Genomic DNA, 17,993 nt, shown 5'->3' on the forward strand with positions numbered 1-17,993 from the left:
GCTTTTCTTGACCAAGCGCTGGTTATTTGCGACTGCAGAGACTTTCAAGTCGTTACTATTAATCAACAACGGCTAAGTGTACCGACTCGTGTTGAGCAAATAAAGCCACAAATCTATTCAAGCGAGTAGAAGTACAAGGCCACCAATTTTTGCTGCTGCAGAAAGGTATTTTCCCGCAGTATAGGCTTTATTCGTCGGTTCTGTAGTTTGATCTGGATGCCCCATTCCTAGTGCACCATAGGTAAAGGCTTTTGCTGTACCCGATTTGGGTTGTGCTTCAGGCTGTTGCTCTTGATCTTGTTCCGAGTCATTGAGCTGTTGCAAAGCAGCAAGCAGCGCTTTGCCTTCTTCGGATAGGGTGACTTTATTCGGTTCTGCTTTGGCTTGTTGGAGATCATTGGCATTATCGCTAGTCATTGGCATGACAGAGGAAGCCGTCCCTTTGGCGGAATAGGTCTGTGGAGCACCAGAGGTAACAGGATTCATTGTATTCTCCTTAATCAATAGCAACGCAGTTCATCGATCACGGATTGAATATCGGTTAACTTATATCCTTACGACGTTAACCTTTAGTCATGGTACATAAGCAAGTGCAACTTATGTACCATGACACGCTATCAGTAGCGTGAAATCGTGTCGATAATACCCATATCGGCCAAGCGTAAAAAAACTTGTGCATTTTTTGCACATTTGGCGAATGTTGATTAATAAGCAAACAGTATGCCTGTTAGACTAATAGGTGCATATTTTAATCACAATTGAGATCTAGATTACGATTTTTGAGTCTCTCAATCGCTTGCCATTGGTGAGCTGGCTGTAGATAACGAATCGGCATGGGCAAGACGAGTAGCTGAAAATCGCTTGATTGCTCAGTGATTTGACAGGTTGGGGTGATGATAGCGATGCTTAAATTCGGGTTGCGTTGATGAATTGCTGCTGCAGTACCTAATCCTTGTTGAATGTGGAAAGCGCCGGCAATATGCATTACTTGTTGATGTGGATGAGCGGCAAGATAATCGACAATACTTTCCGCCATGGTCTCATCCCAAGTCATTTGGGCGGCAAATTGTTGCTCATGTTGAGCTGGTTTACCGTGATGCATTGAGGCCATAAAACGAGCTTTGTAAGGGGAGTCATTGAGGTTAATCTCTTTTGCGACCCAATGACGTTGTTCTTTAGGTAGCCTATCTAAATATTCAATACCTTGTTTGCCAATACAACGAACCATATTTTTTGGTGCATTGGCGGCAATAATTGGCCTTTGATGATGTTTCGCTAACTCAACAAGTGGACGATAATCACTGGCATAGTTTGGCCAAGTGTTACTTTGCTCGATAAGGTATTGCTCACCAATCTCGCCTTGTAAATATTGATCCAGATAAGGTTGGCTATCTCGAGAAAATTGTTCCATAGAAAGAACGATGGAGCGATGTTGCTCAATCAACGTTCGCAGTAAATCGGCTTGAAACTTATGGATAGCACTGTGGGTATGCCATTCTCCGACTAAGATCACATCTGCTCGTTTAATCGCATTGGGAAGCTGGGATAATGCTAGCGACTCTCCTTGAGGCGAAGCCAGTTGATAGTCGTAAAAGTCACTGATTTGACGAGAGTTCGAAGCGCTACAGCCGATGAGCCATATCGATAGTGCAAGGGGGATAAAAATACGCATAAAGCCTCCAATAATGAGCCAGCAGTCTACTGGAGGCCAAGTTAATTATCAATGTAGTGATAATTATTATCAATTAAAACTTTTGATAAACTCGAATCATAAAATCAGCCTCACACTCAAACTGGGGTGTTAATGGCAGATCTTGACGTAGTTGATCACTCGCGCGCCAAGCAAAAGGCGTCATTTGTAGCAGGTCAAACGCCTCTGTTCCTGACAGTGTCATAGTGTAGTGCAGCGATTCTTGATGTTTTAACTCAAAACCATCGATGATTTCTGCTGTTTCGTCATGCAGTTGTACTTGCGGATAGATCAACGCTTTGAGCTGATAAAGGTGGCGAGCCGCTGGGGTGACGGTTATGACTACGCCATTATCGTCAAGAACGCGCTGCAGCTCTTCTGTTTTACAAGGCGCATAGATGCGCACGATAGCGTTTAAAGATTTATCGGCAAATGGTAAGCGATGGCTGGAGGCGACAACAAAGTCCACCTGTGGATAACGTTTCGCAGCAAAACGAATCGCTGTTTTCGAGATATCCAGACCATAGGTATTAGCTTGAGGGCTTTGTTCAAGTAACGCACTAGCAATATATTGGGTGTAATAACCTTCACCACAGCCAATATCGAGTAATTGGTGGTTGGTATTGACCAAGTAACGAGAGCATAGATCGCTCACTGCACTGCGCATTGGGTGATAATGCGCTCCATCGAGAAAGCGTCGCCTTGCCTGCATCATTGCTTTGTTGTCACCGGGATCTTTTGAACGTTTATGCTGTACAGGCATCAAATTGACATAGCCTTCTTTAGCTTGATCAAACTGATGATGATTTGCACAGTGATAGCTGCGTTGATGAAGAGTTAACGAGTGGTGGCACAGGGGGCATTGATAAGTCATAACGCTCTCGAAGAGAAAATCAAGTCGGCAAGTTTAGCGATATTTATTCGAAATAAAAAGGGCGTTACTATCGCCCTAATCAAGATTAAGCCGTAATCCGTGTACTTAGGTGATGAGTCTCACCTGGCTGTAGTGTTTTACCTTCAGCAAGGCTCGGTGCATGCCAAGTTGATTCGACACAAAGCATGGTCAGATAACCATCGTCTTGCATATCAGTCATTGATTGAGCACCTTGAATCCAAGGGTTCCAAAGCACAGCAGAGTTATGCCCTTGATTTTCTACTACTAAAGTACGCTGACGTTGATGATCCCGCACTTGAATGTGAGCGTGTGGCTTAGTATAAACCCGATCAATGCTATCGTGTAGGGTTAGTGTTTTTCCCCCTTGGCAACACTGATCGTTTTGCAGACTATCAATATAGTCACTGCCCATTCCAGTGATGGTTGTTTCTCGTACATCAGCCACATTTAAGTAACTGTGCAGAGCCCCTGAAAAGGCCCATGCCTTTTGGTCGGTGTTCTTAATGGCCAAACGCACGGTTAAGCTATCAGAGATTTCGATAGACAGACGAAGTTGGAATTCATGCGGCCATATTGAGCGAGTTTGCTGGTTACTGTCGAGACCAAGGACGACGATCACCCCTTGCTCGTTTTCCCGATGTTCGATGAGTTGCCATTGACTTGAGCGGGCAAAGCCATGAGCTGGAGTCGCTATGCGGCCAAACCATGGCCAACAAATGGGGATTCCGCCTCGTAGTGCTGCTTTTCCATCAAATATGGCTTTATCGCTCATCCAGATCATGTCGTCTTGACCGGTAGGTTGAAAAGACACGACATGACCACCGTGCAGCGCAATACCGGCTACCGCTTTATCATGAATAACGCGAACGATTTTTACGTTATCCTGTTCAACAATCGTGACGCAGTCAGAAAGTACCGTTAGGCTTGGAAGTGGTAGTAAATCCATAAAGATAAGCTCCTGATGTTTGGATATTAAGACATTCAGCACTTAATATCGATGGTAAAGGGCTAACAAGATCTCGTGAATAAAAAAGACGAAAAAGGCGACACTGTGGCCGCCTTTTAGTTAATTTTGTTGCTCAACGAATGACTTCGCTAATCACGACATTACTTAGAGATGTGAGCGATTAGGTCTAGAACTTTGTTTGAGTAACCGATTTCGTTGTCGTACCAAGATACAACTTTAACGAAGTTATCAGTTAGCGCGATACCTGCTTTAGCATCGAATACAGAAGTTTGCACTTCACCGATGAAGTCTTGAGATACAACTGCATCTTCAGTGTAGCCTAGTACGCCTTTTAGTTCGCCTTCAGAAGCTTCTTTCATTGCTGAACAGATTTCAGCGTAAGAAGCGCCTTTCTCTAGGTTAACAGTTAGGTCAACAACAGATACGTTAGCCGTTGGTACGCGGAAAGCCATACCAGTTAGTTTGCCGTTTAGTTCAGGAAGAACAACGCCTACTGCTTTTGCTGCACCAGTTGAAGATGGGATGATGTTTTGAGAAGCACCACGGCCACCGCGCCAGTCTTTTGCAGAAGGACCATCAACAGTTTTTTGAGTCGCTGTCGTTGCGTGAACAGTGGTCATTAGACCAGACACGATACTAAACTTGTCGTTTAGTACTTTAGCGATAGGCGCTAGACAGTTAGTAGTACAAGAAGCGTTAGAAACGATGTCTTGACCAGCGTAGCTGTTGTGGTTAACGCCCATTACGAACATTGGCGTCTTGTCTTTTGAAGGACCAGTTAGAACCACTTTCTTCGCACCAGCAGTGATGTGCTTACGTGCAGTGGCGTCGTCTAGGAATAGACCTGTTGCTTCTGCAACAACGTCAACACCGATTGCGTCCCATTTTAGATCTTCTGGGTTGCGTTCAGCAGTAACGCGAACGGTTTTACCGTTAACGATAAGGTTGCCATCTTTTACTTCAACGGTACCGTTGAAACGGCCATGAGTTGAGTCATATTTTAACATGTAAGCCATGTATTCAACGTCGATAAGGTCGTTGATACCAACTACTTCAATGTCGTTGCGCTCTTGTGCTGCACGGAATACAAAACGGCCGATACGGCCAAAACCGTTAATACCTACTTTGATAGTCATTATAGTTGCTCCACAACTTAATTTCTGATTAAAGATAACTGGTAGTAAAATTACAGAATCCAGTAAATGTCTGCAACAGATAATCGGACTTAACTTGTTTAAAGTCAAAAAAAAGCATCGTTTTTTTTAACAATCAGTTGCAAGTGGTTAATATTTAGACTTGATGCTGCTTTTTATCCCTACCAATTGACGTAGAATAGTCAGTCTAACGTCGAGTGTTATACGTTAAATATCATTCGAATTTCGGAAAGAAAGTATGTGCTACAAAGTGTAAAATAGGCAAGTTTTGCAGATAAAAAAGCATCGTGTTGAGTGAAGTAAAGAGGAATAAGAATGGCGTTCAACGATTCGAGCAAAAACAGTATTAAGCCTGATGATTACTGGCGAGAAACCCTAAGTGAGGAAGCCTATTATGTCTGCCGCCAGCAGGGAACAGAAGCTCCTTTTAGTGGTAAGTTACTGCATAATAAGCAAACGGGAATTTATCATTGTACTTGCTGTGAAGCTCCACTGTTTAGCTCGAAGAGCAAGTATGATTCAGGTTGCGGTTGGCCTAGTTTTGATGCGCCTCTGGATCCTGAGGCTATTCGATATTTAGAGGATCTCAGTCACGGAATGACTCGTACGGAGATTCGGTGTGCGCAATGTGACAGCCATTTAGGGCATGTATTTCCTGACGGCCCTCCGACGACAGGTGAGCGTTTCTGCGTTAATTCAGTGTCGTTAACTTTCACCAAAAAGCCGTAATAATGGGTGAAAATTCGTCATTGATGGTTGAAATATTACATTTAGCGTCCATCAAAACTCGGCACACTATGGCGAGAAAACTCACCTCGGCGAATCGTTCGTGCTAACTGATTGGCTTGGTTATCGAGCTGTTGAAACTGTTCTGCATTAAAAGGATAAAGCAGCGCCATTTCGGCAGGAGAGGCAACAGGGACATCAAATTGTTTACCTACCATTGCCCATAAGTAGGCAAGTTCTTGATGGCCAAGCGCCTGATGGGTGCTAGCCAGTGACTGAAAAATCTCAGTATTGATTGCTCTTGGTGAGCTGAGCTCTAAAGCTCGAGTGAGCAGTTGAATGGTTTTTTCTCGATCACGCGAAATGTAGAAAGTTGCAAGCGCGTATTGCATCTCAGCCGTGTCTAATTCTGGTGAGCCTTCCATACGAAGAAATTCTCGGCGAGCAATATTGTCCCCCGTTTGACTCCATAAAAAATACAGTGCATGAGGAGTGCGCATCTGTCGAAGATCTTTGGTTAATCTATCGAGTTCTTCACCTGAATGTACTAAAGCATTAAAACGATTTTGTGTTAGTAGTGGGTCATTAAGTACTTGAATTTGAGAGGCTAACTCTAAACATTGGCGATAGAGTCGAACGAGTCGATACTCTTCCAATTTATTATCGACGGTTGGGTTTTTGAGTACTTCAAAACGATGCCAGATTAAATCTGTTCTAGGTAAGCGGCATTGACCATCGTTTAAATTGAGTTTTTCACACTGTAGGCCTGGATTGTCGTTACACAGTTTATCGGTATTATTGCGATTCTCTAGGCAACCGCTCAATAACACGGTCATTAAAATCAGTGTGCTAATTTTTATCCCATTCATTATCATCACTTGTGATCCAATACGCTTATTTATTTGGCTGGTGTTGACTCGCTACGCTAGGTCGCTATTGTTGTGGTGCTAGTAATGCTCAGTCATTTCGTCATCAAGGATAAAATAATGGATACCCATCAGTTAGTTGATGCTATCACCCCGGAAGCTTACCAACGTCTGCTGTTTGCCGTTGAAACGGGTAAGTGGCCAGAAGGTACACCACTTTCTCAATCGCAGCGAGATTCTTGTATGCAAGCTGTGATGTTGTATCAATCTCGGCATAATGTAGAGGCTGACCATATGAGTATAGGCGTTGGTGGTGAAATGGTCTTAAAATCGAAACTAGAATTGAAAAAACGTTTCCAAGATGGGCAAGAAGATATCGTTCGTGTCAATCCAAACCAAGAATAATGGTTGTCTTCTTGGAGGATACGACTGTTTGCCCGCCTGTAATGTGATCCTGTTTAGGTAAAGAACGATTGGCCTCCTATTCGGAGGCCAATTTACTGCTTGCCATGAGTGAGCATCACATACTTTTATAAACTCATCTCGCCACGGAGCACTTGTTGCATTTTGTGTTTTATTTCTTGATAAGATAAATTTTGACTTAGTAAGAAATGCAATTTAGCGAGAGCGGCTTCTGGTGTCATATCATAGCCGCTGATCACACCGGCTTCTGCAAGTGCACAGCCTGTCGCATATCCTCCCATGTTTACTTTACCGGCCAAACACTGGGTTAGGTTAACGACAATCACACCCCGTTCAGAGGCTTCTTTTAAATGTGCCAATAGTTGTGGGTTTTGTGGCGCGTTACCGACACCAAAGGTCAAAAGAATCATCGCATTGACAGGTTGCAGTAATGTATTACGGATCACTTCATGTGAAATGCCTGGGTACATGGTGATCACACCAATCGGTTGTGGTGTGATGTTGTGTACACGAAATGCGCCTTCCGGTTTTGCCCCCACCGTCACCTCTTTACTAATTTGAATATTGATTCCTGCTTCCAGTAGGGGAGGTAAATTGGGGGACGTAAAGGCGCTAAAACCATCGGCATGCGATTTGGTACTTCGGTTGCCACGCATCAACTGATTGTTGAAAAATAGGGTGACTTCATTAATCGGATAATTGGCCGCAAGATGCAGTGAATTGAGTAAGTTGGCTTGCCCATCAGAGCGCAGTTCGGCAAGAGGGATTTGTGAACCAGTAACGATCACGGGTTTGCCTAAGTTCTCTAACATAAATGACAGGGCTGATGCGGTATAAGCCATGGTATCCGTACCATGCAAAATAACAAAGCCATCATAGTTGTCATAGTTATCACGAATATCATCGGCAATAAATTGCCAATCTTCAGGGGTCATATCGGAAGAATCAATCAGAGGATCATATTCATGAATAGTGAATTTTGGCATCTCATCACGATGGAACTCTGGCATGGCAGCTAGCTGCTTTTCCATAAATCCAGCCACGGGAACATAGCCGTGATCCGACTTTTTCATACCAATGGTACCGCCTGTGTAGGCAATATAAATATGCTTTCTAGTCATAGAGGCAACGCTTATTGTAGGGAACAGAGCCAAAATTATAGCGAAAACCACTACAATAAAAAGGGGCGCTTGTTGCAAAGCGCCCCTTATTTTATGGTTTGATGTTTTTGCGCAAGAAAGAGGTGGTTAGCTCTTGTTCTTTTTCGCGTTCAACGGTGCCAATTATTCTATTTGGCAAGGTAAGCAAAATGCATAATATCCTTTAGGATCATTAAATTGACTCAATAAGTTAGCATCTTGCAATAGTTGCTGCGTGGTTGGTTGTAAAGCACTTGGAATGAGGCTCGATAGGTTAACCCCAAGTTGGGCGTGTGCTTCACTAAACAGGCTTTTGATAAAGCGTTGTGCTGGTGTAAGTGGTTCTTGTATCCAATATAGGTTGTAGTGTTCTAATTGGGCGAGATCTGCGGCAATTTGTATCGCATCATCAAAATCCCCTAAAGTATCGACTAAACCCGCTTGTTGCGCGTCTTTTGCTGTCCAGACATGGCCTTGAGCTATTTTATCGACCTCTTCTAACGGTAATCCACGTTGTTCACTGACTAAAGAGATAAAGCGTTGATAGCCATTTTCGATGCCCATTTGAATGGCGTCTTTGACTTTTTCATTCAATCCAGTGGTTACCCCTACACCCGAGAATGGCGAGGTTCCAACACCGTCAGTATAAATACCAAGGTGATTGAGCCCCTTTTCAAAGGTGGTAATGACGCTAAAAATGCCGATAGAGCCGGTTAAGGTGGTTGGTTGAGCAACAATATGATCAGCGCTCACTGAAATCCAATAACCACCAGAAGCAGCCAAACTGGACATTGATGCCACGACGGGTTTCCCTGCGGCTTTAAGCGCCTCAATTTCATTACGGATCACCTCTGAGGCAAATGCGCTGCCCCCAGGGCTATCGACACGTAATACGACCGCTTTGACTTGATCATTATTGCGCGCTTGACGCAGTAAGTTAGCAACAGTATCGCCACCGACATTACCGCGTGATTGTTTACCATCCATGATAGCGCCACTGGCGACAACAACGGCGATATCTTTTGCTTGAGGTCTAGCCCGAAGTTTCACTGTTGGACGATATTGATCATAACTGATCGCGTTGTAGCTATCTTCGCCGTGATGACCAAAGACCTCGGCCAATTGCGCACGAACTTGTTGGCGGGTCGCTAATTCATCGACTAAGCCAATATTGAGTGATAAATCGGCAAGATTTCCAGATGCCTGTTTCATGAGCGCTAAAAACTCGTCCATCGTTGGATTGAGAGTTTGCGCGTCAATATGGCGATTGGTCGCAACATCATCGATATAAGCCCCCCATAATTGGCTCAGCCACTGAGAAGCAGACTCACGAGCTTGGTCTGACATATCATCACGAATGAAAGGTTCAACAGCCGATTTGTAAGTACCGACTCGAAATACGTGAGTATTGACATTTAATTTATCTAACAAGCTTTTGTAGTAAAGGTTATAGCTACTGTAACCACGAAGTAACACTGCACCATCCGGAGCAAGATAAATTTTATCCGCGTAGCTGGCTAAATAGTATTGGCTTTGATTATAAAAATCACCGACCGCATAAACTGGCTTACCAGAGGCTTTAAATTCATTGATGGCTTTCGCAATATAACGCAGCTTAGTGAGATTGGTTTCTGGCATGTCACGCAAAGCTAAGACTAAACCAGTGATGTTGTCATCATTTTGGGCATAACGCAGTGTTTCAACAATCTCAAATAGGACATTTTCTCGAGGCATTTCTCGTCCGAAGAGAGAGTCGGTTAACGAATCCATTGGGTTAAGGGAAGTGCTTTGCTCGACAATTGGGCCAGATAGATTGACGACTAAGGCGGATGGTTGTTTAACCACTGGAGCGGATGAGTCAGCACTTAGATAGAGAAAATAGATAACGGCAATACTGAGTAGAAAGAAAAGGTTGGTTATTGCAAGGCGAATAAAGGTAATAACTTTCCAAATCCCTTTGAAAATCAGCCCAATAAATCGAAATAGTGGTTTCATTGTATCTCCGATGCAATGCAGGACGGCGTGTCGATAATTATTCCTATCATCCTACGTGATCTCATAAGGTCAAACAACAGCAAGATTGATCGGTGTTATAAAAATGTAAACACTTGTTTGATTTTTATTATGGGCAGGATTATTCTGGTCCGACCATAAAGATAACAAAAAAGTGATGTCACCATGTACCCACACCTATTACAGCCTTTAGATTTAGGATTTACTCAACTGCGTAATCGCGTATTAATGGGATCAATGCATACTGGACTTGAAGAACATAAAGAGGGACTAAGTAAATTGGCTGCTTTTTATGAAGAACGAGCGAAAGGTGGCGTTGGCTTAATTGTCACCGGTGGTTTTTCGCCAAACTTACGTGGTCGATTGCATCCATTTAGTGCTGAATTTAGCAAGACTAAGCATGCCAAAGCACACCAAGTGGTGACTGAGGCGGTACACCGTCATGGTGGCAAGATTGCGCTGCAGCTATTGCATGCTGGACGCTATGCGATGCATCCGTTCGCACAGAGTGCCTCGGCGATTAAAGCGCCGATTGCTAAATTTACCCCAAGTGAAATGAGTGTTCGACAGATACGTAATACTATTCAAGCCTTTGCTCATAGTGCTGAGTTAGCTCAGTTAGCGGGTTACGATGGGGTTGAAATCATGGGCTCTGAAGGCTACCTCATTAACCAGTTTATTTGTAAACGAACGAACGTTCGTTACGATGATTGGGGCGGTAGCTATGAAAATCGCATGCGTTTTCCTCTTGAAGTCGTACGTGCGATACGCGAAGCGGTCGGTAAAGAATTCATCATTATTTTCCGTCTATCTATGCTCGATTTAGTTGAAGAAGGCAGTACCTTTGAAGAGGTCTTACAGCTCGCTAAGGGATTAGAAAAAGCGGGAGTGACCATCATTAATACCGGAATTGGTTGGCATGAAGCGCGGATCCCGACTATTGCCACGCAAGTACCACGTGCGGCGTTCAGTTGGGTGACGGAAAAAATCAAATCGCATCTTACGGTGCCAGTAGTGACATGTAACCGGATAAACACGCCTGAACAAGCGGAAAAAATACTGGCTAGTGGCCAAGCTGATATGGTTTCAATGGCCCGTCCTTTCTTGGCTGACCCTGATTTTGTGCGTAAAGCTGAGCAAAATAAAGCGGCACTGATCAATACCTGTATTGGTTGTAACCAAGCCTGTTTAGATAATATTTTCCAGGCTAAGCGAGCCACTTGTATGGTGAACCCTCGCGCTTGTTATGAAACCGAAATTCGTATCCAACCAGCTACCCATAAAAAGAAAGTTGCGGTAGTGGGCGCAGGTCCCGCGGGCCTTGCTTGTGCAACGACATTGGCCGAGCGAGGTCATGAGGTCGATTTGTTTGAACGTAATGATCGTATCGGCGGACAATTTAGATTAGCGATGCAAATTCCAGGTAAAGAAGAGTTTCGTGAAACCATTCGCTATTTTGCCAATCGTATCGATCAGACTGGGGTTAAATTGCATTTAGACCAAGCGGTTACTTTCGATATGTTGGACGGTTACGATGAAGTCGTGATGGCTTCAGGAGTCGAACCCAGAAAGATCAATTTAGAAGGGCTAGATAACCCAGAGAAAGTGATTGATTATCAGACATTAATCCGCGAAAAGACACCTGTAGGTGAAAAGGTGGCTATTATTGGTGCTGGTGGTATTGGTATTGATGTTGCGACAATGATAACCGAGCCTACGGATCACGATTTAGATGACTGGTTACATGAGTGGGGAATTGATAAAGAGATTGTCCACCCAGGCGGGTTATACCCATATCCTGATGCGGTCAGTGATAAGCAAGTTTGGCTGCTACAGCGTCGTAAAGGACGTGTGGGTAAAGGCCCAGGCAAAACAACAGGTTGGATCCACAAACGTACGCTAGAGAAACGTGGCGTTAATATGTTAGGTGGGGTCGGCTATGAGAAAATAGACGCCCAGGGGCTACACATCACATTGGATGGTCAGCAGAAACTGTTAGACGCTGATACGGTTATTGTGTGCGCTGGGCAAGAGTCGGTTCGACCGTTTGCTGATCAATGGGCAAGTTTGGGGGATAAAGTGCATGTGATTGGCGGAGCCGATGTTGCCGGAGAGCTTGATGCGGTACGGGCGATTCGCCAAGGCGTCGAGTTAGCGGTGAAATTGTAAGTGCGCCATTAATCATTAGAATATAAAAACATAAGGGGCTGATAAGGCCCCTTAGTTTATCTATCTGAAGCGTTGCGATTTGGTCTGGGCGACTATAAAATCACAGTTTTATTACCATAAACAAACACGTGATCATTAATCACTTTGTTGATGGCTTTGCTGAGTACATTCTTCTCCACGTCACGACCCGCTTGAGCCATGTCTTGTGCACTAAAGGTATGATCAACCGGAATCACATCTTGTTTAATGATTGGCCCTTCATCGAGATCGTTAGTGACAAAGTGTGCGGTTGCGCCAATGATTTTAACGCCACGCTCGTAAGCTTGTTGATAAGGTTTTGCACCGATGAAAGCCGGTAAAAAACTATGATGAATATTGATGATTTTATGATGGAATTTTTCCACAAAACCGGGCGTGAGTACCCGCATATATTTGGCTAACACAACAAAATCGACGTAGTAAGGCTCAATGACGTCGAGGATCTTCTGTTCATGCTCTTGGCGATTAAGTCCTTCGTGAGAGACATAATGATAAGGAATATCAAATTTTTCAGTCAGGCCTTGCAGAGTATCGTAATTGCCGACCACAGCCGCGATGTCCACCTCTAAGCTACCATCGTAAGTCTTCATTAAAATATCGCCAAGACAATGTGCTTCTTTGGTCACCATAATAATGATGCGCTTACGAGCCGAACCTATCAGTTTGCGTTTGGTACCCGGTGGTAGAGCTTGATCAAGATCGGCGAGAAATGTGGTGTCATTAAAATACCCTTCTAACTCGGTGCGCATAAAAAAATGACCGCTGGTATTATCGACAAATTCATTGTTATGAATGATGTTAAGTTGATGTTTATAACAAATATTAGTGATTTTTGAGATCAATCCTGGGGCATCACTGCAATGCGTCAGGAGGGTTTTTTTTTCCATTGATAACTTCCGTGAGTATTTTTCTCGGTCTGTAAAATAAATCAAGGCTGCAAGAACGGTGATGCAGACCACACTGTAGCGACTATAATTAATCTATTATTAATAAGGATTCAACAACTATCACGGCTAGATCCAAGCGGCTTCCTCTTTCAGTCTTTTGCTGAGTACCATTTAAGGTGGTGTGTATGGACAAAGAACTACTTGCACGTAAATTATATGTAGAGCGTGTGCATGCTCTGATGGGTGAAAATCCAATTGATGAAGCACTATTGGATGCGATGTGGGAAAGTAAAGCTTCCCCAGTGGATGCCGCAAAAGCCATGATGCCGACAGCCAGTAATGGTTACGACGCTCCTCCTTGGCTAGCGCGTTATCTCAATCGCAAATAAAACGTTTTTTAGTTATCCTCTCAGCGCGAAGCGGATTTCGATTCGCGCTGTCGTAACAAACCTGCCATAATCGCTCCATTCCTCACCGTCATTATTGCTGTCATGATCGCTAAAACCTTTTCTCAACATGGGGCTTTGGGCAAAGCCATTCCTGGTTTTCAGGGGCGTCAAGCTCAAGTTGATATGGCGTTGGCCGTTGCTAAAGCGATAGAGAATCAATCACAATTAGTGGTTGAAGCAGGTACGGGAACGGGTAAAACGTTTGCTTATTTGGTTCCTGCATTACTGAGTGGCAAAAAAGTCATCATCAGTACGGGATCAAAAAACTTACAAGAGCAGCTATTTCATCGAGATTTACCTTTAATGGTCAATGCGTTGGGGTTTTATGGCAAAGTGGCGCTTTTGAAGGGGCGTGCTAACTATCTCTGTTTAGATAGGCTGAGCCGACAAATGGTTGAAAGCCATCATGCGCAAAGCGATCCAACATTATTAACCCAATTGGTTAAAGTACGCAGTTGGTCATCATCGACCAAAAGCGGCGATCTCGGTGAGTGTGATGAGTTGGCGGAAGATAGCATGATCATCCCGACCATTACTTCGACCAACGATAACTGTTTAGGCAAAGAGTGTTTAAGTTATCAAGATTGCTTTGTCTCAAAAGCGCGACGTAAGGCTATGGACGCCGATATCGTAGTCGTTAACCACCATCTTTTCCTAGCGGATTTGGCCATCAAAGAGACCGGATTTGGTGAGCTAATTCCAGAAGCTGAGGTGTTTATTTTTGACGAGGCGCACCAGTTACCTGATATTGCAAGCCAATATTTTGGTCAATCGGTTTCAAGCCGACAGATCCAAGACTTAGCCAAAGATATTGAAATTGGCTATCGTACTGAAGCAAAAGATATGCGCCAACTGCAAAAAGTTGGCGATAAACTCCAGCAAACGGCGATGGATTTGCGCGTACTATTGGGGGACTCTGGTTTTCGCGGCAATTGGCGAGACGCGCTGGCGGTGCCCAGTATTGCTCAGCAAGTAGAGCGATTAGAAGAGAGTTTAACTTTTGCTATCGACGTGTTAAAGCTTGCCCTTGGTCGAAGTCAGTTGCTTGATACCGCTTTTGAGCGCGCGAATACCTTAAAAGCACGTATTGTTCGGGTTTGTGATGTCTCAATCACCGGATACTCTTATTGGTTTGATACCACGCCACGGCATTTTAGTTTACACATTACGCCATTATCGATCGCTGATAAGTTTCAAGAGCAAATTAATCTCAAGTCTGGTGCGTGGATTTTCACTTCGGCAACGTTAGCCGTAAATGAAGATTTTGCACACTTCACCCAGCGTTTGGGGCTAAAACCCAGTGAGCAATTTTCCTTACCGAGCCCTTTTGATTATCAACAGCAAGCGAAACTGTGCGTCCCCCGTTACTTGCCAGAACCCAATAGCGCAGGGTTAGCGGATAAGTTGGTTGAAATGCTCGCCCCGGTAATTGAACAAAACCAAGGACGCTGCTTTTTTTTGTGTACCTCACATACTATGATGCGCGAGTTGGGTGAGCGATTTCGTGAGCATTTGAGCCTTCCGGTACTGTTGCAAGGGGAAACCAGTAAGCAAAAAACGCTGGCGCAATTTATGGAGCTTGGTAATGCGCTCTTAGTCGCGACAGGGGCTTTTTGGGAAGGGATTGATGTTAGAGGCGATACCCTAAGCTGTGTTATTATTGATAAACTGCCGTTTACTTCTCCAGATGATCCGCTATTAAAGGCGCGAATTGAGGACTGTCGTTTACGCGGTGGCGATCCTTTTGCTCAGGTCCAATTACCTGATGCTGTCATTACTCTTAAACAGGGAGTAGGACGACTCATTCGAGATCAGAAAGACAAAGGCGTATTGATTATCTGTGATAATCGTTTAGTTACCCGTGATTATGGCGGCGTATTTTTAGCTAGTTTGCCTCCGATACCACGAACACGTGATTTGACGGTGGTAAAAGACTTTCTGCAATCTCTTTCTGTAACAAACACTAATTAGAGATATTCATGAGTGCAACCATTCTTGCTTTAGATACCGCAACCGAGGCGTGCTCGGTTGCTTTGATGGTCGGTGATAAACTTTACTCACGTAGTGAAGTGGCACCACGAGATCACACCAAAAAAATTCTACCAATGGTCGATGAAGTGCTTAAAGAAGCGGGCATCACATTGCAAGAGTTAGATGCACTGGCGTTTGGCCGTGGCCCTGGGAGTTTCACCGGAGTCCGAATTGGTATCGGAATTGCACAAGGTTTAGCCTTTGGTGCTGATGTACCGATGATCGGTATTTCGACTTTAGCTGCGATGGCACAAGCCGCTTACCGAGAGCAGGGCGCGACTCACGTCGCTTGTGCCATTGATGCACGAATGAGTGAGGTTTACTGGGGGCGTTTTGTTCGCCAAGCCGACGGCAGTTGGTCTGAACTTGACGCTGAGTGTGTGATTGCTCCCTCTCGGCTACTTGATCATCTTGCGGTTCAAGCAGAGGATAAGGATTGTTGGACGATGACGGGAACCGGTTGGCAAGCTAATGCCGAAACCCTCGCGACTTTGCCATTGCGTACAGCACAAAGCGAGGTGTTGTATCCTCAAGCGCAAGATATGGTGGTATTGGCACAACAAGCATGGAAAAAAGGCCTGTATGTCCCTGTAGAGCAAGCCACGCCTTGTTATTTAAGGGATACAGTCGCGTGGAAAAAACTGCCAGGACGAGAATAACCGCTATGCTTTATTAAGATAAAGTCGGTTTAAGTGTCTCAGGAGAAGATCGGTTTCTTCTTTGGCCCGTACAGGTAGATAAGGAGCATTATGGTCGCAATTAATGGTTCAATCAATGGCTTGCCGCCAGGACGAATTACCAATACTCAACGGGTGTCAAAAGCGAAGAAAAACCAAGTCTCTCATTCTTCATCTTCGGCGGCCTCAACCAGTAAAGTCGCCGAGGCGGTTGCTCATTCAATACGTCAGATAGATTCTGCCGATCTTCACCGCGCGCAACTGCATTATGATTTACCCGAAGGACGAGCGCGTAAGGCAATGGAAGAATATTTAGATATTATGAATCATGCTAAGAAAGAGGAACTTACACAAATGCTCGGTGTCGATCTGTATATCTAATTAAGGGGCTTTTTATGTTATCCAACCGTTGGTTATTCTTACCTGCTTGCGCTCTACTTAGTTTATTGACGGCTTGCTCGTCGCTACCACCGACCTTAGCGACGGACAACGATGCGCTGATTACTGATTACCAACAGTGGTTGACTCAACCCAGCGATACCGTTAATGAGGTACGTTTAGGCGGCGTTATCGCTCAGGTAACAAATTTGGTCGATAGAACCCGTATTGAAGTGGTCAATTTACCGATAGATAAGGCTGGTAAGCCGCTACTAACGGATGAGCCTCAAGGTCGTTTTATTGGCTATATTGATGGTTTTGTCGACCCGATTGCTTATGGTCAAGGTCGATTAGTGACTTTTATTGGCACTACCACTCAACCAGAAATGGGTACCGTAGGCGAATTTGAGTATACGTTCCCGGTGATGAAGGTACGTGGTTCACATTTATGGCGAGTGGAAGAGCGAGTCATTATTGATGACATTACGCCTTATGTTTTCCCATGTCGGAGTTTCTATTGCCGTCACGTTGAGGACTTTCCGCGTAGTGGCCGAGTGATTCAAGAAGTGAAGTGATGCTCCGCAGCGAAACTTTTACTATTGCTTATGGTGAGATTGCTGGGTTAACGGTAGGTGATGTACGGCAATCTGACTACAGTGTCCTTTTTTTACATGGCTGGTTAGACAATGCCGCCAGCTTTATTCCGGTTATTTCATTACTCCAGCAACTTGCCCCTGAAGGGCATTTTTGTACTATTGATTTGCCCGGGCATGGTTTATCAAGCCATAAACCTGCGGCGAATTATTATTCCTTTCATGATTATATCGATGATGTTTATCAAGTATTGCACAATCTTTCGCCAAACAGACTGGTGCTAGTGGGGCATTCACTTGGTGCTTTAATCGCAAGTTGCTATAGTGCCGCCTTTCCTGAACAAGTCGCAGGATTAGTGCAAATTGAAGGTTTTTTACCCTTAACGGAAGATGCGGTGGATAGTGTCCAACGATTACGGAAAGGGGTGTTGAGTCGACAACGAATAAGGCGTAAGCCAACTCGTTCTTACTCTAGCGTCGAGGAGGCGATTGAGCATCGTGCTCGGGTGAATCAACTGCCTGATGAATTGATTGAACCAGTGGTGAGACGAGGTCTTCATCAAGTGGGAGCTCAGTGGCGGTGGCGTCATGATAATAAGTTACTGTGCGATTCATTGTATCGCCAAACTTTGCAGCACGCTCAAGCGGTGATGGATAATATTGTTTGTCCACATCATGTTATTTTAGGAGATCAAGGATTTGCTTCATTGCAAACAGATCTAACTCATTATAGTGGGCTGCATGGTCAATCATCACTTATTGCTGGTGGACATCATTGTCATCTTCAACAACCTTTACAGGTCGCAGAACTAATTCTTGGCTTAGTTAACAAAATTTAAACAAGTGTTTGAGTCTTTCGTGCTCAAGCGCTCTGGCTGTGCTGTAATAGTGATCATT

The 17,993-nt window shown here is 44.4% G+C and carries 18 protein-coding genes; 9 read left to right on the forward strand and 9 right to left on the reverse strand.

Features of this window, described 5'->3' with window-relative positions; translation table 11 throughout:
* Nucleotides 1-117: 117 nt before the first annotated feature.
* From AACS00_RS04245 to gap, 5 genes are all read right to left on the reverse strand, one after another.
* Nucleotides 118-486, reverse strand: a complete 369-nt coding sequence (locus tag AACS00_RS04245; protein WP_072669821.1) for a hypothetical protein — start codon at nt 484-486, stop codon at nt 118-120.
* Between the two features lie 262 nt (nt 487-748).
* Entirely contained in the window at nt 749-1,672 is a 924-nt protein-coding gene (locus AACS00_RS04250) for a ChaN family lipoprotein (RefSeq protein ID WP_072669820.1), read from the reverse strand.
* A 73-nt stretch (nt 1,673-1,745) separates the two neighbouring features.
* The gene (rlmA, locus tag AACS00_RS04255; RefSeq protein ID WP_072669819.1) at nt 1,746-2,564 is read right to left on the reverse strand and encodes a 23S rRNA (guanine(745)-N(1))-methyltransferase; all 819 of its coding nucleotides are present in this window, start codon (nt 2,562-2,564) and stop codon (nt 1,746-1,748) included.
* A gap of 85 nt (nt 2,565-2,649) precedes the next feature.
* Nucleotides 2,650-3,531: a D-hexose-6-phosphate mutarotase gene (locus AACS00_RS04260; RefSeq protein WP_072669818.1), complete on the reverse strand. Its 882-nt coding sequence runs from the start codon at nt 3,529-3,531 to the stop codon at nt 2,650-2,652.
* Between the two features lie 161 nt (nt 3,532-3,692).
* Complete coding sequence (gene gap / locus AACS00_RS04265) at nt 3,693-4,688, reverse strand: type I glyceraldehyde-3-phosphate dehydrogenase (RefSeq protein WP_110166608.1); 996 nt, start codon at nt 4,686-4,688, stop codon at nt 3,693-3,695.
* A gap of 333 nt (nt 4,689-5,021) precedes the next feature.
* Here gap and msrB point away from each other — a divergent pair, with 333 nt between their 5' ends.
* Complete coding sequence (msrB, locus tag AACS00_RS04270; RefSeq protein WP_072669817.1) at nt 5,022-5,435, forward strand: peptide-methionine (R)-S-oxide reductase MsrB; 414 nt, start codon at nt 5,022-5,024, stop codon at nt 5,433-5,435.
* A gap of 41 nt (nt 5,436-5,476) precedes the next feature.
* On the opposite strand, the gene AACS00_RS04275 is transcribed toward msrB, so the two are convergent.
* Nucleotides 5,477-6,301, reverse strand: coding sequence for a DUF2989 domain-containing protein (locus tag AACS00_RS04275; protein WP_072670059.1), 825 nt, complete (start codon nt 6,299-6,301; stop codon nt 5,477-5,479).
* Nucleotides 6,302-6,418: 117 nt separating this feature from the next.
* Here AACS00_RS04275 and AACS00_RS04280 point away from each other — a divergent pair, with 117 nt between their 5' ends.
* A complete protein-coding gene (locus AACS00_RS04280) occupies nt 6,419-6,703 on the forward strand; it encodes a YeaC family protein (RefSeq protein ID WP_072669816.1) in 285 nt (94 codons plus the stop codon).
* A gap of 125 nt (nt 6,704-6,828) precedes the next feature.
* On the opposite strand, the gene ansA is transcribed toward AACS00_RS04280, so the two are convergent.
* Entirely contained in the window at nt 6,829-7,842 is a 1,014-nt protein-coding gene (ansA, locus tag AACS00_RS04285; RefSeq protein WP_072669815.1) for an asparaginase, read from the reverse strand.
* A 162-nt stretch (nt 7,843-8,004) separates the two neighbouring features.
* A complete protein-coding gene (sppA, locus tag AACS00_RS04290) occupies nt 8,005-9,855 on the reverse strand; it encodes a signal peptide peptidase SppA (RefSeq protein WP_072669814.1) in 1,851 nt (616 codons plus the stop codon).
* A 183-nt stretch (nt 9,856-10,038) separates the two neighbouring features.
* On the opposite strand from sppA, the gene AACS00_RS04295 reads away from it, so the two are divergent.
* On the forward strand, nt 10,039-12,042 hold the full coding sequence (locus AACS00_RS04295; protein ID WP_072669813.1) for an NADPH-dependent 2,4-dienoyl-CoA reductase: 2,004 nt from the start codon (nt 10,039-10,041) through the stop codon (nt 12,040-12,042).
* Nucleotides 12,043-12,134: 92 nt separating this feature from the next.
* Here the strand turns inward: AACS00_RS04295 and purU are convergent, their stop codons facing one another.
* On the reverse strand, nt 12,135-12,968 hold the full coding sequence (purU, locus tag AACS00_RS04300) for a formyltetrahydrofolate deformylase (RefSeq protein WP_072669812.1): 834 nt from the start codon (nt 12,966-12,968) through the stop codon (nt 12,135-12,137).
* Between the two features lie 185 nt (nt 12,969-13,153).
* Between purU and AACS00_RS04305 the strand changes: the two genes are divergently transcribed.
* The 6 genes from AACS00_RS04305 to AACS00_RS04330 all read left to right on the forward strand — a co-directional run bounded on the left by AACS00_RS04305 (nt 13,154) and on the right by AACS00_RS04330 (nt 17,935).
* Nucleotides 13,154-13,357, forward strand: a complete 204-nt coding sequence (locus AACS00_RS04305; protein WP_004394863.1) for a hypothetical protein — start codon at nt 13,154-13,156, stop codon at nt 13,355-13,357.
* A gap of 102 nt (nt 13,358-13,459) precedes the next feature.
* Nucleotides 13,460-15,388, forward strand: coding sequence for an ATP-dependent DNA helicase (locus AACS00_RS04310; protein ID WP_072669811.1), 1,929 nt, complete (start codon nt 13,460-13,462; stop codon nt 15,386-15,388).
* Nucleotides 15,389-15,396: 8 nt separating this feature from the next.
* A complete protein-coding gene (gene tsaB, locus AACS00_RS04315; RefSeq protein WP_110166610.1) occupies nt 15,397-16,107 on the forward strand; it encodes a tRNA (adenosine(37)-N6)-threonylcarbamoyltransferase complex dimerization subunit type 1 TsaB in 711 nt (236 codons plus the stop codon).
* A 90-nt stretch (nt 16,108-16,197) separates the two neighbouring features.
* Nucleotides 16,198-16,506: a chromosome partitioning protein ParA gene (locus tag AACS00_RS04320; RefSeq protein ID WP_110166611.1), complete on the forward strand. Its 309-nt coding sequence runs from the start codon at nt 16,198-16,200 to the stop codon at nt 16,504-16,506.
* A gap of 14 nt (nt 16,507-16,520) precedes the next feature.
* Complete coding sequence (locus AACS00_RS04325; protein WP_072669809.1) at nt 16,521-17,078, forward strand: Slp family lipoprotein; 558 nt, start codon at nt 16,521-16,523, stop codon at nt 17,076-17,078.
* Nucleotides 17,078-17,935: an alpha/beta fold hydrolase gene (locus AACS00_RS04330; protein ID WP_072669808.1), complete on the forward strand. Its 858-nt coding sequence runs from the start codon at nt 17,078-17,080 to the stop codon at nt 17,933-17,935. Before AACS00_RS04325 ends, AACS00_RS04330 begins: the two co-directional genes overlap by 1 nt.
* Nucleotides 17,936-17,993: the final 58 nt, after the last annotated feature.

This window comes from Vibrio sp. 11986-1-5 (assembly GCF_963878025.1).
Lineage (GTDB): Bacteria > Pseudomonadota > Gammaproteobacteria > Enterobacterales > Vibrionaceae > Vibrio > Vibrio injensis.